Below are 14,135 nucleotides of genomic sequence, written 5' to 3'. Positions count from 1 at the left end.
CGAGGTCACGAGGCCGAAAACCCGCGGCGCCAGCCGCCAGAGAAAGAGGCCAGATGGTATTCGCGCTGGGGTTCGCACTGTTCGCCCTCGGTATCACGATCTCGATCGCGCTGCACGAATGCGGGCACATGTGGGCGGCGCAGGCCACCGGCATGAAGGTGCGCCGGTACTTCATCGGCTTCGGGCCCAAGGTGTTCTCGTTCCGTCGCGGTGAGACCGAATACGGCCTCAAGGCGCTGCCGCTGGGTGGCTTCTGCGATATCGCGGGCATGACCGCGCTCGACGAACTCGAGGCCGAGGAGGTCGAGCGGGCGATGTATCGCCAGTCGACCTGGAAGCGCCTGGTGGTGATGTTCGGCGGCATCGCGATGAACTTCCTGCTCGGGTTCATCCTGCTGGTGGTCCTGGCCGTCGGTTGGGGCCTGCCGCAGCTCGAGCAGCCCCCGGCCACCGCGCTGGGCTCGATGAGCTGCGTCGCGCAGCAGAATCCCGATCAGACGATGCAGCCGTGCGCCGGTGACGGTCCCGCCCAGCGCGCCGGGCTGCGGCGCGGCGACGTGGTGACCGCCGTCAACGGCGTGCCCGTGACCACGTGGGCGCAGTTCCAGGCCGAGACGCAGAAGCAGACCGGCACCTTCACCTACACGATCGAACGCGACGGCCGGACGCTGACCGTTCCGGTGACGCCGGAGCGCACCGTGCGCTATCCGAAGGAAGGCCCGAGCCGGGAGGTCAGCGCGGTCGGCGTCGGCCCCGACTACGCCGAGCCCCAGCAGTACGGCCCGATCGCCGCGATTCCGGCGACCATCTCGTTCACCGGTGACTTCTTCGTCGAGACGGTCAAGTCGCTGGCCAAGATGCCGCAGAAGGTGACGGCGCTGTGGGAGGCGGTCACCGGCGGTGAGCGCGATCCGGAGACCCCGGTCAGCGTCTACGGCGCCAGCCGCATCGGCGGCGAGACCGCCGAGCGCGGCCTGTGGGGCATGTTCATCATGGTCTTGGCCAGCCTGAACTTCTTCCTGGGCGCGTTCAACCTGCTGCCGCTGCTGCCGCTGGACGGCGGGCACATCGCGGTCGTGCTCTACGAGAAGATCAGGGACACCATCCGGTCCTGGCGCGGCAAGGCCCCGGCCGGTCCGGTGGACTACCTCAAGCTGCTCCCGGTGACGTATGTGGCGGTCGTGATCGGTGGTGCGTTCATGCTGCTGACCCTGGCCGCCGACATCGTCAATCCGATCCGTCTGCCCTGATCGCTCCGAACCGCTGTCGTGCCCCTCACAGGGCGTGCGGCAACCCCGCGCGACTAAGCTCGGCAGCACCACCCCCGGTCGAATCCACGAAACGTACGAAAGAAGGCAGCCGAACGTGACCAGCACAATCGGATTGGGGATGCCCGCCGCCCCCGCTGCTGTTCTCGCACCCCGGCGCAAGACCCGCCAGCTGAAGGTGGGCAATGTCGGCGTTGGCAGTGACTCGCCGATCTCGGTGCAGTCGATGACCACCACCAAGACCCACGACATCAACGCGACGCTGCAGCAGATCGCCGAGCTGACCGCGTCGGGCTGCGACATCGTCCGGGTGGCGTGCCCGCGCCAGGAGGACGCCGACGCCCTCGCCACGATCGCGAAGAAGTCGCAGATCCCGGTGATCGCCGACATCCACTTCCAGCCGCGCTACATCTTCGCCGCGATCGACGCCGGCTGCGCCGCGGTCCGGGTGAACCCGGGCAACATCAAGGAATTCGACGGCCGGGTCGGCGAGGTCGCCAAGGCCGCGGGCGCCGCGGGCATCCCGATCCGCATCGGCGTCAACGCCGGTTCGCTGGACAAGCGGATGCTGGAGAAGTACGGCAAGGCCACCCCCGAGGCGCTGGTCGAGTCGGCGCTGTGGGAGGCGAGCCTGTTCGAGGACCACGGCTTCGGCGACATCAAGATCTCGGTCAAGCACAACGACCCGGTGATCATGGTGGAGGCGTACCGGCAGCTGGCCGCGCGCAGCGACTACCCGCTGCACCTCGGCGTCACCGAGGCCGGCCCGGCGTTCCAGGGCACGATCAAGTCCGCGGTGGCCTTCGGCGCGCTGCTCAGCGAGGGCATCGGCGACACCATCCGGGTCTCGCTGTCGGCCCCGCCCGCCGAGGAGGTGAAGGTCGGCGGCCAGATCCTGCAGTCGCTGAACCTGCGCCCGCGCAAGCTCGAGATCGTGTCCTGCCCGTCGTGCGGTCGCGCCCAGGTCGACGTGTACACCCTCGCCGACGCGGTCGCCGCGGGCCTGGACGGCCTCGAGGTGCCGCTGCGCGTCGCCGTGATGGGCTGCGTCGTGAACGGGCCCGGTGAGGCGCGCGAGGCCGACCTCGGTGTCGCGTCGGGCAACGGCAAGGGCCAGATCTTCGTCAAGGGCGAGGTCATCAAGACCGTGCCGGAGGCGCAGATCGTGGAAACCCTGATCGAAGAGGCGATGCGCATTGCCGAGGAGATGGGCGAGCAGCCGGGCGGTGAGCCGGTCGTCACCGTGGGCTGAGCTCCGTCGCTCACGGTCGGACGTCGGATTCGGCGGACCCGTACCACTGCGCGTGCTTTCGTGGCAGGCTGGTGCCGTGCGGAGTCTGCTGGAGCCGACGCGACGGTCCAAAACCCCTCCCGCGCGCCCGGTGTCCGTGCGAGATCTGGGCGAGGTGCTGCGTGTGCTCGACTCCGACCCGGTGGCCTCGTGCATGATCGCGGCCCGGGTCCAGGAGTTCGGGCTCGACGCGCGCTCCGGGCTCGGTGAGCTGTGGAGCCGGGGCGGTCCCGCGGACTCCCTCTGCTTCTCCGGGGCGAATCTGGTGCCGCTGCGCGGTGACCAGCAGGCCTTACGCGCGTTCGCCGAGCGGGCGGCGCGCTGGCCGCGGGTGTGTTCCTCGGTGGTCGGCCGACAGGAGCTGGCTCTGCCGCTGTGGGAGCTGCTGCTGCCCAAGTGGGGTCCGGCCAGGGAACTGCGCGCCGATCAGCCGCTGCTCGCGCTCGGCGCGCCCGCGCTGGCCCGCCCGGACGCGGGGGTGCGCCGGGTGCGGCCCGACGAGATCGACCGCTACCTGACCGCCGCGATCGCCATGTTCATCGAGGAGGTCGGCGTCGACCCGCGCGCGGGCGACGGCGGCCGTGGCTACCGGCGGCGAATCCAGAGCCTGATCGAATCCGGCAGGGCCTGGGCACGTTTCGAGGACGGCGAGGTCGTCTACAAGGCCGAGATCGGCGCGTTGTCGCGGCGCACCGGCCAGATCCAGGGCGTGTGGGTGCATCCGGACTTCCGCGGGGCGGGCGTCGGCACCGCGGGCACCGCGACGGTCGCGAATGCCGTTGTCGCGACAGGGCGTACGGCCAGCCTGTACGTCAACGACTACAACCGGATCGCCCGACGTGCCTACAGCCGTGTGGGTTTCCGTCAGATCGCGACCTTCGCCACGGTGCTCGTCGACTGAAATCCGGGCGTGTACGGCGCCGTCATCCGGGGTTTGCTGCCCGGTCGCCGCTACCATCGGTGCCGATGAGGACACGGATGGTAACCACGTTCGCGGTGGCAGCCCTCGCGGTGGCGGCCACCGCCTGCTCCGCAGGCCCGCAGGGACCGGTACCCGCCGCCGACGCCTTCGCCGAGGCGCTGGCCGACCGCGATCTCGCCGCGGCCGCCGAGCTCACCACCGCTCCCGAGAAGGCCACGGCCGCACTGACTTCGGCGTGGCAGGCGCTGCAGGCCGAGAAGCTCGAGATCCGCACCGGCGACGCGCGCGTCAGTGGTGACACGGCCACCGTCGACTACACCTACGCCTGGACCTTGCCCAAGGGCCGCCAGTGGACATACACCGGCGAGTTGCAGATGGGCCGCACCGGCGGTCGGTGGCTGGTGCGCTGGACCTCCGCCGACATCCATCCGAAGCTCGGCGACACCCAGACGCTGGAACTGCGCACCGCGCCGGCGCCGCGCGCGCGGGTCAACGAGTCGGCGGGCAGCGATGTGCTGGTGCCGGGCAAGGTGTCGCGGGTGCGGTTCGACCCGGCCGCGGCCACCGAGCCGGATCGGGTCGCCGGCGCCTTGGCCGCGGCGCTGAGCCGGATCGATCCGGTTGCCTACACCCCGCAGTCGATCCTGGACGCGGCCCGCCGATCCGGTGGGCCCTCCACGGTGATCCTGCTGACCGAGTACGAGGCCGAGACCATCGGCGGCGAACTGATCGGGCTGCCCGGTGTCACCCTGACCCAGGAGTGGGACATGGTGCCCACCGACCGCAAGTTCGCGCCCGATCTGCTCACCCAGGTGCGCAAGACGGTGATCGCCGAGGTCGACGGCAAGGCGGGGTGGAGCGTGGTGACCCGCAATGCCAACGGCGCCGATCTCGATGTGCTGCACGAGGTCGCGGCGCAGCCGGCGCCCTCGTTCGCGCTGAGCATCGACCGGTTCGTGCAGAACTCCGCGCAGCACGCGGTCGACCTGCGCACCGAGCAGACGATGATGGTGGTGCTGCGTCCGTCGACCGGGGCGATCCTCGCGGTGGCCCAGAACAAGGCGGCCGATCGGGACGGCCCCGTCGCCACCAGCGGTCAGTATCCGCCGGGCTCGATCTTCAAGACGGTGACCGCCTCGGCCGCGATGGCGGCGGGCATCGCCACGCCCGAGACCGTGCTGCCGTGTCCGAGCCACACCACCATCGGCGAGCGCACCATCCCCAACTACAACCTCTTCTCCGTCGGCGACGTGCCGATGGCCACCGCCTACGAGCGCTCGTGCAACACCACCTTCGCCCGGCTGGCCAGCAGGCTGGACAGCACCGCGCTGACCGACGCCGCGGCCCGGCTCGGCATCGGCCAGGACTACACCGTGGAGGGCCTGCCGACGATGTCGGGTTCGGTGCCGCCCGCCGAGGGACTCGTCCAGCGCGCCGAGGACGGCATCGGACAGGGCCGGGTCGTGGTGAGCCCGTTCGGCATGGCCGTGATGGCGGCGACGGTCGCGCAGGGCTCGGCACCGGTGCCGTATCTGATCGCGGGCAGGCCGACCCGGATCGACGGTGACCGGCCCGCGATCGACCGGAACGTGGTCGACGGACTGCGCACGATGATGCGCATGGTCGTCACGGGCGGCACCGCCGAACGGATCAGGGACCAGGGCGAGGTGTACGGCAAGACCGGCGAAGCCGAGGTCGACGGCGGATCGCACTCGTGGTTCGTCGGGTACCGCGGGGACATGGCCTTCGCGACCCTGCTGGTCAAGGGTGGCAGCTCCGACAACGCGGTCGCCGTCACCCGCGACATGTTCGCCGCGCTGCCGCCGGGTTACTGAACGGGCGCCGCAGCGGTGTGGCCGGGTCCGCCGGCGTTCTCGGTCGCCAGCAGGCCCCGCACCACCGCGAGTGAACTGCTCTCGGAATGGGCAGTGGCCGTGTTGTGCACGACGTTGTACCCGGCAATGGGCTCGGGTGCGGCATGGGTGCCCGCGCCGTCGAGGAGGTCGATGGCGGCCGCGCCGCCCAGAATCATCCCGGCAGTGGTCAAGATCAGGGTGGAACGCCTCATGGTTTCGTCTCCCTCGTTCAGGGTTTCGACGTGCTCTCCCGGGCAGCCTTTCGATTGTCTGTTGGTTTGCTGGTGCTTGAACCGTAGATCGGCCGCCGCGCGGGTAACAACAGACCTAGGCAAGCGACACACAATTGTTGCGTTATGTGCGGGCGTGTTCGAACACAATCGGTACGCGACCGTGATGAAAAGGTGAATGCGCGGTATCGATAGGCGAAATCCGCAGTTCAGCGCCCCTGGTGAGGTAAATTACCGAATTCGAAGGATGTTACGTGCGTTGCAGAGTCGCAGCCAGATGGTGCTGCAGGGATTCGCCGACGGCGGCCATTCGCAACGTGTAGTCGATCGTGTCTCCGGTCACGTGGAAAGAGCGGCCGAGGGCGGTAACCGGTTTCGCCGAACCGCTCAGCCCGATATTCGTCGAGTTCAATTCGAGGCGGATTCCGTCGACGGTTTCGGTGATCGTGCCCTCGCAGATCTCGGTGATGCCGGTGGGGTGGGCGAGCACGAGCTCGACCCGGCCGGGCGCGGGGCAACGCAGATAGCCGGTCTCGGCGTGCAGCGGCCTGCCGTCGGAGGCGGCCTTCGTGCGCTGCCGGTAGGTGAGGAACGGCCTGCCGAGATGTCCGAAGGTGATCTCCTCGACGTAGTCGAAGGATTCGATGGTCGGGTACTCGCCGTGGCCGCGTCCGCGCCAGCTGCCGAGCAGCGGGGCCAGGGCGGCGATGTCGGGATGAGGGGCGACGGGGGCGGAGGGTTCGACCACGGGCGACAGCCTAGACCTGCCCTGGAGGAGACGGTCACGGCACGCCGGGGCTCGGGTCAGGCTAAGGTCAGCCTCGCCTGAACGCCGTCCGGCGGAGGTCGAAAGGAAAGAACGTGAACGGACATGTGAGGGGTACCCGCGGGGTACGGTCCGGGCTGGTGCGAGGTGTGGTTCTCGGTGCGGCCCTGCTACTGGCGGCCGCGTGCTCGAGCTCCGAGCAGGCCGGCGACGATGTGGCCGCGCTGGACGGGAACCGGTACAGCCAGACGAACCTGGCCGCCAACAAGGATTCCTACCACGCCCAGTTCACCTTCCCCGACCTGGTCAACGCCTGGGGCCTGGCCGATCGCCCCAAGGGCGCGGGCGGGCACTTCTGGGTCGGCGCGGGCGGCAAGTCCTACCAGTTCGTCGGTGACGTGCACGCCTCTTCGGATCCGAAACTGCAGAAGCTGTTCCAGGATCAGCTCAAGCTCGTCGGGGTACCCGGCGCCGACGCCGACACCTCGGACAAGAGCGTCGGCAAGGTCACCGGCGTGGCGTTCAACCCGGCCCCGATCACCTCCGACCTGTTCGCGGTGCGCGACCAGTGGGTGGATGTCGACGGCACGCCGGTCCCGCTCGGCGGTTCGTCGCGGTTCATCTTCGCCACCGACTCCGGCAAGATCTCGGCCTGGACCGAACAGGCGCCCGACGGCGCGATCGTGCGCCGCGACGGCGGCGCGAACCAGGTGTTCGACGGTTCGGCGCAGGGCATGGCGTTCTTCGGGATCGCGCTCTCGCCGTCCGGTGACAAGCTGCTCGCCGCCGACTTCGGCGCCGACCCGCAGGTCCGCACCTTCGACAAGTTCTGGCAGCCGGTGGCGACCACCGGCTTCGCCAACCCCTTCGCCACCGGTGACCTGATCGACCCGGCCACCCCCGAGAAGGGCAAGAAGGCCAAGCCGGGCGACCCGGCCCCGTTCAACATCACCACCCTGGGCAGCCGGGTGTTCGTGTCCTATGCCATCACCCAGCCGGACGAGAAGGACCCCAAGGCCTTCGACAAGGCCGAGGAGGAATCTCTCGACGCCGAGGCCGACAAGGCCGCCAACGGCAAGCCGGACAAGGGCAAGGTCGCCGAGTTCGACGCCGCGGGCAAGCTCGTGCGGATCGTCGACGACGGCGGCAGGCTCAACGCGCCCTGGGGCGTGGCGATCGCGCCGTCGAACTTCGGCGCGCTCTCGGGCAAGCTGCTGATCGGCAACTTCGGTGGCCTCGGGCGCGTGCTGGCCTACGACGACACCACCGGCACCTTCGTCGACTATCTGCGCGACGGCGACGCCGAGCCGGTCGAGATCGCCGGGCTGTGGGCGCTGATGTTCGGCAACGGCGAGAGCCTCGGCGACGCCAACGCGCTGTACTTCACCGCGGGCCCCGAGGACGAGAAGGACGGCCTGTTCGGCAGCCTGCGCGTGCAGTAGATCTTTCGCCTGATCGCCTACCGGACACCGCGAGCGTCCGGTAGGCGATCGGTTCCGTTCGTGGCTCGTGGTGCCACTGAGTACGGTCGGCAGCGGTCGGTGGATGCCCCCGAAACTGGTGGGCCGGAGACGGTTTCGTACGACGTATCCTTTGTTGTGAGCTCTCCCGCCGATCCCTTCGGCACCCGGCCGGGCTGCGTCTGGGCGCCGGACGAACCCGAATCGTGTCCGGCGGTGCCCATCTTCGACGACCGGCGTGCCGGGGCGTCGGCCCTTGCGTCGATGGTGCCGATCCGGCCACTCGGCCCGCACGTCGACGGCGCCCCACTGTTCTGTCTGGCCGGCGAGGCGGGCTTGGCCTGGAGCTACGCCGGCCTGCTCGACCACCTGGATCCGCGCGTCCCCGTCTACGGGATCCAGGCGCCGGTCACGACCGCGGCGCCGCGCACCGTCCGCGAATCCGCCACCCGCGCCGTCGCCGAGATCCGGGGGATCGCCCCGCACGGCCCGTATCAGCTGCTCGGCTGGTCGGCAGGCGGTTTCGTCGCCCACGAGATCGCGGTGCTGCTGCGTGCGGCCGGGGAACACGTCGACGTCGTCGTGCTCCACGCCGACCCCGCCGCGTGCGAGGCCGTCCCGCCACCGCGGGCGACGGCCGGGGAGTTCGTGTACCGCTTCGGCCCGCTGCTCGCTGTCGAGGCCGACACCGCAGGCCTGTCGCCCGAGGAGACCGCCGCGGTCCTCGTCCGGGCGCTGGCGGGCACCGTAGAACTGACCGGCGCCGATCTGGATCGCCTGACCGAGGCGGCCGACGCGGCGGCCCGGATGGTGGCGGGCCACCACCCTTCGGTGCTGACCGGTGACCTCATCGTCGGTGTCGCGGGTCGCGAGCCCGACGGTACCGCACGGCCGACTCCCGAAGCCGTGGTACGGAACTGGCACCGCTATGTCGAGGGCGCGGTGACCGGCTTCGTGCTCGACGCCACTCCGGACGAGCTGACCGCCCCCGACCTGCTGCCCGATCTCGCCCGCGTCCTCGCGACGGCCGCCGCGGCTGGGCGCACGGCATGCTGACCGCGCCCGGATCCCCGGCGCCCGCCGACGGGATCACTCATGATGGGAGGGTGCGGATATCGGCCGACCCGGTGATCATGCGCCGGGACCGGCCACCGAGCTCGGCGTTCACTCAATGGTGGGTGCTGTCGCTGCGCCTGATCCGGCCGTCCTGGCGGACCGGGGAGATCCTCACCGCGATTCTCGCGCCGGTGGTCTTCACCCTCGGCTTCTACGTGCCGCTGAACCTGGTCATGAGCGAGTACGGGCACGGGCTGAGCAGCTACGCGCAGTTCCTGATGCCGATGATCGTCCTGCAGGCGGTGTCGTTTTGTGCCATCGCCGCCGCCTTCCGCTCGGCCACCGATGCCCGCGACGGTCTCGACCTGCGGTTGGCCACGCTGCCGATGCCGCGGTGGGTGCCGTTCGCGGCCAGGATGACCGCCGCGACCCAGCGGTCGGTGGTCGCGGTGACCGCCGCCCTGGTCAGTGGCGCGCTGGTCGGTTTCCGTTTCCACGGAGCCTGGTGGCATACCGTCGGTTTCGTCGGTTTGTCGCTGCTGATCGCGCTCGCGCTGTGCTGCGGCGCCGATCTGCTCGGCAGCGTGACGACGAGTCCGGAAGCCACCACTCAGATCCTGGTGCTGCCCCAGCTGATCCTGGGCATGGTCTCCACCGGCTTCGCCCCGGCGAGCCAGTTCCCCGGCTGGATCCAGGGTTACGCCCGCAATCAGCCGGTCTCGCAGTTCGTCACCGGATTGCGGGCGCTGGCGGGCGATTCCACCGGCGACGCGGGCACGGTCGACCTCGCCACGCTCGGCCCCGGCCTGGCCTGGGCGTTGGGGATGCTGCTCGGGTGCGGTGCCCTGGCCTGGCTGCGCGCGGTCCGGCGGCGCGGATGACCGGCATCGCCGCCCTGCCGATGGTCACCCGGCGCACCGAATCGCTGCGGATGCTGCTGCCGCAGACCTCGATCCAGACCAAGCGCCTGCTGTTGCGGTGGTATCGGGACCCGCTGACCGTCATGCAGGCGCTGGTGTTCCCGTCGCTGCTGCTGGTGATGCTGAACTCGGTGCTGGGCACCCAGGTCTCGGCCTTCGCCGACGCCGACGCGCTCTACGGCTCGGCGCCGATGCTCGCGCTGGTCGGGGTGATGTCGGGGTCGCTCGCCGGTGCGGTGACCCTGGGCCGGGAGCGTGACGAGGGTCTGCTGGCGCGGTTCTGGGTGCTGCCGGTGCACCGTGCCTCGGGCCTGCTGTCGCGGGTGGTGGCCGAGTGCGCGCGCATCGCGCTGAGCACGCTGGCCATCTTCGCTGTCGGAACCGTGCTCGGTTTCCGCTTCACCCAGGGGCCGCTCGCCGCCCTCGCCCTGTTCGCGATCCCGCTGCTCTACGGTCTCGGTTTCGCCACCATGGTCACCGCGCTGGCGGTGCATACGTCGAAAACCGCGCTGGTCGAGGTCATCTCGCTGGGCTCGTCGCTGCTGATGTTCTTCAGCACCGGGTTCGTCCCGCTGCGGGCCTATCCCGGCTGGGCGCGTCCGCTGGTCGAGCACAATCCGCTCACCCACGCGATCGACACCATGCGCGGACTCGCGCTGGGCGGACCGGTGCGGGGCCCGCTGCTGGCGACGCTGGCCTGGTCGCTGGGCGCGATCGCGGTGTTCGCGTTACCGGCCGCGGTCGGGTTCCGGCGCGCCAGTCGCTACTGAGCGATCGCGGCGCGCGCGTCGGCGAGCAGCAGGGCCGAATCGCGCGGGCTCAGCGCCATCGCGCGCAGCTGGTCGAAGATCACGCCGAACCGGCGGATCTCGGAATGGCCCTCGACGAGGGTGTCGATCGCCAGGCTCTCCACGTACACCAGTTCGGGGTCGACCGGGTTGCGGAAGTCGAGCAGGGTGAACGAGCCGGCCATGCCGGGGTGGGCGCCCGCGTCGAACGGCAGGATCTGCAGGATCACGTTCTTGCGCTTGGTCTCGGTGATCAGCCGGTCGAGCTGCCCGGCCATCACGGCGGGCCCGCCGACGACCCTGCGGATGGCCGCCTCGTCCATCACGACCCACAGTTCGAGCGGATCCTCCTTGGACAGGTTGACCGCGCGGTCCATCCTGGCCTTGGCGCGGCTCTCCATGGTCGCGGCGTCGAGGCGGGGCATGGAGGTATCGATGACGGCGGCCGCGTACTCGTAGGTCTGCAGCAGGCCGGGCACCGTCGAGGTCTGGTACTGGCGGGCCGACAGGGCTTCCGCCTCGAAGTTGATGTAGGTGGCGTAGACGTCGGATACCGCGCCTTCGTAGGCGTGCGACATACCGGGTTTCAGCGCGTCGCTGAGCAGGCTGAGCGCTTCTTCTCGCGTTTTCTCGGTGACCTGGTACAGGTCGAGCATCGCGCCGAGAGTGCGGCGTTGCGGGCGGGCCTGCGCCATTTCGATGCGATAGAGCGTGGTCACGTTGATGCCGGTGCGAGCGCTGACATCTTCCTTGCTCAGACCCGCCGTTTCGCGCAACTCGCGCAACATCGCGGCGAGCCGGCGTAGTCGGACGGTCAGTGTCGTGCGCTTGCCTGCCATGGTTCCCCTTCGCCTGTGGCGCGCTTCGTGAATCGCATTATTGCGCTGTGCGGCGCCGATGTCACGCGATCGGCCGAGAACGATGCCTCCGACGCATAGCCGAAGGTCGGCGTGCGTGCGGACACGCCGTAAACCGGTGCCGCCGTGCGGATGTGACCATCGGTTCTGTCAGGGCGGCTTTACCGCAAGGCTGACAACGCAATCTTGCGTTTCGCAGTGTGAGCGAGCATGATCCAGTTAGCCTGGTTGCGAGCAATCCGAACAGAAGACCGGGATAACCGAATCGAGAGCCAATCATGTTGGTACACAAATCTTGGGTGTCGGGTGAATTCGGGGCGTTGCGATGAGCGCGCCGGTGATGGGGGTACTGCCGACTGCGCCGCAATTGTTGTGCGCATTCCAGGGCAGGCGTTTTCAAGATCGAGAATTGTTGCGGTCGGCGCACGCACTGGCTGAACTGCACGAACGGCGAGCACAGGTGCGCGACGCCGCGCTGATCGCCGAAATCGATTGCCGTCGCAGCGAACTCGTCGACGACATCAACGACTGGATCGTCCAGGAGATCCCGTTGCACCGCAACGGCGCGTCACTGCACACCGAGAGCCTCGGTGCGGTGGTCGACCGGATGGCGCGCAGCTGGGTCGACGCGAACCAGGCCATCGATCTCGACGGCGCGCGCAGCGACAGCACGCACAAGCACTGGTACCACCTCGCCGAACTCGTCGACGGCTATACCGACCTGGTCACCGATGTGGCGGGCGGACGGCGACGGCTGCCCGAGCAGTAACGGGCTACTCGTGCTCGGGTGACAGCCTCGCCTCGAAGGCGACGCGGTCACCCCGGTACAGCGAGCGCACCCGTTCGATGGGTGCGCCGTCGGCATCGACGCTGCGTCGATGCAACAGCAACATCGGCAACGCCGTTGTGCATTCGAGCAGGCCCGCTTCTCTGGGCGCTGCCAGTACGGTTTCGATGCGTTCCCGCGCACCGGCGAGTTCCACGCCGGTGGCGCGGATCGCGGCGTACAGCGACGTCGTCGGGTCGTAGCTGCCACGCAGGCCGCCGAAGCGGTGCAGTGGCAGGTACGTGCTCTCCAGCCCGATGCGTTCACCGTCGGCGAGCAGCACGCGTTCCAGGTGCATCACGTGCGTGCCCGGCTCCAGTTCCAGGTCGGCGGCGGTCTCCGCGTCGGCGGCGACGTCCTCCCAGGTGACCAGGATGCGGCCCGGGGTGCGGCCGAGACTGATCGCGCCCTCGGTGTAGGAGCGCAGCGACAGCGGCTGGGTCAGCTTGGGGCGGGAGACCACCGTGCCACGCCCGCGCCGCCGAATCCTGCCCTCCACCAGCAGCTCTCGCAGGGCTTGGCGCACCGTCTCGCGGGCGACGCCGAACCGGGTGGCGAGGTCGCGTTCGGACGGCACCGGGTCGCCTTCGTCGAGATCGGCCAGGATGGCGTCGATTTCGGTGCGAACCAGGAACACCTTCGGAACGCGCGTCGTGTGCGGTGTCTCCATGCCCGCTAGCCTACTCGATTGGTCTATACCAAAACTTAACCTGCCGTTCTCGCAGCCAACACCTATCGGTCTAGACCATTTGCCATCATCGCTGACATGCGATTGGTCATCATCGGTGGAGGGATACTCGGCACCGCACACGCCTGGGCGGCGATCGCCCGTGGCCACGAGGTCGTCCAGCTCGAACGCGAACGCGAGGCGCGCGGCGCGACCGTGCGCAACTTCGGCCTGGTCTGGGTGTCCGGCCGGGCGGCGGGGGAGCTGGAGCTGACCCTGCGCTCGCGGGAGCTGTGGGAGGAGATCGGTGGCCGGGTGGCCGGCGTCGGCTTCCGTCCCGCCGGCTCGATCACGCTGGTGCGCACGCCCGCCGAGCTGGCCGTCGCCGAGGCGGCCGCCGCGGGCGCCACCGCACCGGCGCGCGGCTTCACCCTGCTCGACCCCGACCAGGTGCGTGTGCTCAATCCGGCGCTGCGCGGCAAATACCTCGCCGGACTGCACTGCTCGACCGACGCCGCGGTGGAATCACGCCAGGCGCTGCCCGCGTTGCGCGCCCATATGGCGGGCAGCGGCCGCTACGCCTTCCACGAGGGCACCGAGGCCCGCTCGGTCCTCGACACCGGATCCGGCGCCGTCGTCGTCGACGATCACGGCCGCCGCCACCAGGCCGACCTGGTGGTGCACTGCCCCGGCGCCGCCCACTCCGGGCTCACCCGCGAACTGGCCGGCGAGCTGCCGGTGCGCCGGGTGCGGTTGCAGATGATGCAGACCGCGCCGCTGGACGAACCGCTCACCACCGCGATCGCCGACGGCGACAGCTTCCGCTACTACCCGGGATTCGCCGGTGCGCAAGTGGATTCGCTGGCACTGGAACAGTCGCAGACCGCCACGGCCGCCGAGCACAAGATGCAGCTGCTGTGTGTGCAGCGGCTGCACGGCGGCCTGACCATCGGCGACACCCACGAGTACACCGAGCCGTTCGCCTTCGACGTCGACGAGGCGCCCTACGACCACCTCACCGAGGTGACCGAGGAACTGCTCGGCCGCAGGCTGCCGCGCGTCGTGCGCCGCTGGGCGGGTGTCTACAGCCAGAGCGTCGATCCCGACGCCATCGTCACCCGGGTGCGGGCCGACACCAACGTGTGGGTCGTCACCGGCCCCGGTGGCCGCGGCATGACCCTGGGCCCCGCCATCGGCGAGCAGACCGCCGACCAGATCGGACTGTGAG

The 14,135-nt window shown here is 69.7% G+C and carries 14 protein-coding genes; 10 read left to right on the top strand and 4 right to left on the bottom strand.

What is annotated here, in order from left to right; all coding sequences use genetic code 11:
* Positions 1 to 53 precede the first annotated feature (53 nt).
* The 4 genes from ACIO52_RS27005 to ACIO52_RS26990 all read left to right on the top strand — a co-directional run bounded on the left by ACIO52_RS27005 (position 54) and on the right by ACIO52_RS26990 (position 5,316).
* On the top strand, positions 54 to 1,250 hold the full coding sequence (locus tag ACIO52_RS27005) for an RIP metalloprotease (protein WP_218718487.1): 1,197 nt from the start codon (positions 54 to 56) through the stop codon (positions 1,248 to 1,250).
* Positions 1,251 to 1,365: 115 nt separating this feature from the next.
* Positions 1,366 to 2,520, top strand: a complete 1,155-nt coding sequence (gene ispG, locus ACIO52_RS27000; RefSeq protein WP_218718486.1) for a flavodoxin-dependent (E)-4-hydroxy-3-methylbut-2-enyl-diphosphate synthase — start codon at positions 1,366 to 1,368, stop codon at positions 2,518 to 2,520.
* Positions 2,521 to 2,596: 76 nt separating this feature from the next.
* Positions 2,597 to 3,460, top strand: coding sequence for a GNAT family N-acetyltransferase (locus ACIO52_RS26995; protein WP_218718485.1), 864 nt, complete (start codon positions 2,597 to 2,599; stop codon positions 3,458 to 3,460).
* A 77-nt stretch (positions 3,461 to 3,537) separates the two neighbouring features.
* On the top strand, positions 3,538 to 5,316 hold the full coding sequence (locus tag ACIO52_RS26990; RefSeq protein ID WP_255587731.1) for a penicillin-binding transpeptidase domain-containing protein: 1,779 nt from the start codon (positions 3,538 to 3,540) through the stop codon (positions 5,314 to 5,316).
* Here the strand turns inward: ACIO52_RS26990 and ACIO52_RS26985 are convergent.
* Both ACIO52_RS26985 and ACIO52_RS26980 read right to left on the bottom strand, forming a co-directional pair.
* Positions 5,310 to 5,549 (bottom strand): hypothetical protein, encoded by a 240-nt coding sequence (locus ACIO52_RS26985; RefSeq protein WP_218718483.1) that lies wholly within the window; start codon positions 5,547 to 5,549, stop codon positions 5,310 to 5,312. The two genes, ACIO52_RS26990 and ACIO52_RS26985, sit on opposite strands and share 7 nt — an antisense overlap.
* A 268-nt stretch (positions 5,550 to 5,817) precedes the next feature.
* Positions 5,818 to 6,315, bottom strand: a complete 498-nt coding sequence (locus ACIO52_RS26980; protein WP_218718482.1) for a peroxynitrite isomerase — start codon at positions 6,313 to 6,315, stop codon at positions 5,818 to 5,820.
* A 155-nt stretch (positions 6,316 to 6,470) separates the two neighbouring features.
* Between ACIO52_RS26980 and ACIO52_RS26975 the strand changes: the two genes are divergently transcribed.
* The 4 genes from ACIO52_RS26975 to ACIO52_RS26960 all read left to right on the top strand — a co-directional run bounded on the left by ACIO52_RS26975 (position 6,471) and on the right by ACIO52_RS26960 (position 10,539).
* Positions 6,471 to 7,775, top strand: a complete 1,305-nt coding sequence (locus tag ACIO52_RS26975; protein ID WP_218718505.1) for a TIGR03118 family protein — start codon at positions 6,471 to 6,473, stop codon at positions 7,773 to 7,775.
* A 156-nt stretch (positions 7,776 to 7,931) separates the two neighbouring features.
* Positions 7,932 to 8,849, top strand: a complete 918-nt coding sequence (locus ACIO52_RS26970) for a thioesterase domain-containing protein (protein WP_402647792.1) — start codon at positions 7,932 to 7,934, stop codon at positions 8,847 to 8,849.
* A 50-nt stretch (positions 8,850 to 8,899) separates the two neighbouring features.
* Positions 8,900 to 9,730 carry an ABC transporter permease gene (locus ACIO52_RS26965; protein WP_402647789.1) on the top strand — a complete coding sequence of 277 codons (831 nt, stop codon included), beginning with the start codon at positions 8,900 to 8,902 and terminating at the stop codon, positions 9,728 to 9,730.
* Positions 9,727 to 10,539 (top strand): ABC transporter permease, encoded by an 813-nt coding sequence (locus ACIO52_RS26960; protein ID WP_402647786.1) that lies wholly within the window; start codon positions 9,727 to 9,729, stop codon positions 10,537 to 10,539. The genes ACIO52_RS26965 and ACIO52_RS26960 overlap by 4 nt, the downstream gene beginning before the upstream one ends.
* On the opposite strand, the gene ACIO52_RS26955 is transcribed toward ACIO52_RS26960, so the two are convergent.
* On the bottom strand, positions 10,533 to 11,396 hold the full coding sequence (locus ACIO52_RS26955) for a helix-turn-helix transcriptional regulator (protein ID WP_218718479.1): 864 nt from the start codon (positions 11,394 to 11,396) through the stop codon (positions 10,533 to 10,535). The genes ACIO52_RS26960 and ACIO52_RS26955 overlap by 7 nt on opposite strands.
* 427 nt (positions 11,397 to 11,823) lie before the next feature.
* On the opposite strand from ACIO52_RS26955, the gene ACIO52_RS26950 reads away from it, so the two are divergent.
* Positions 11,824 to 12,183 (top strand): DUF4254 domain-containing protein, encoded by a 360-nt coding sequence (locus ACIO52_RS26950; protein WP_019048160.1) that lies wholly within the window; start codon positions 11,824 to 11,826, stop codon positions 12,181 to 12,183.
* Positions 12,184 to 12,187: 4 nt separating this feature from the next.
* On the opposite strand, the gene ACIO52_RS26945 is transcribed toward ACIO52_RS26950, so the two are convergent.
* Positions 12,188 to 12,910 (bottom strand): GntR family transcriptional regulator, encoded by a 723-nt coding sequence (locus tag ACIO52_RS26945; protein WP_316575556.1) that lies wholly within the window; start codon positions 12,908 to 12,910, stop codon positions 12,188 to 12,190.
* A 96-nt stretch (positions 12,911 to 13,006) separates the two neighbouring features.
* On the opposite strand from ACIO52_RS26945, the gene ACIO52_RS26940 reads away from it, so the two are divergent.
* Entirely contained in the window at positions 13,007 to 14,134 is a 1,128-nt protein-coding gene (locus tag ACIO52_RS26940) for a TIGR03364 family FAD-dependent oxidoreductase (RefSeq protein WP_342800412.1), read from the top strand.
* Position 14,135 lies beyond the last annotated feature (1 nt).

It is taken from the genome of Nocardia sp. NPDC087230 (assembly GCF_044744725.1).
GTDB lineage: Bacteria > Actinomycetota > Actinomycetes > Mycobacteriales > Mycobacteriaceae > Nocardia > Nocardia canadensis.
This window is presented reverse-complemented; position numbering and strand designations above follow the sequence as displayed.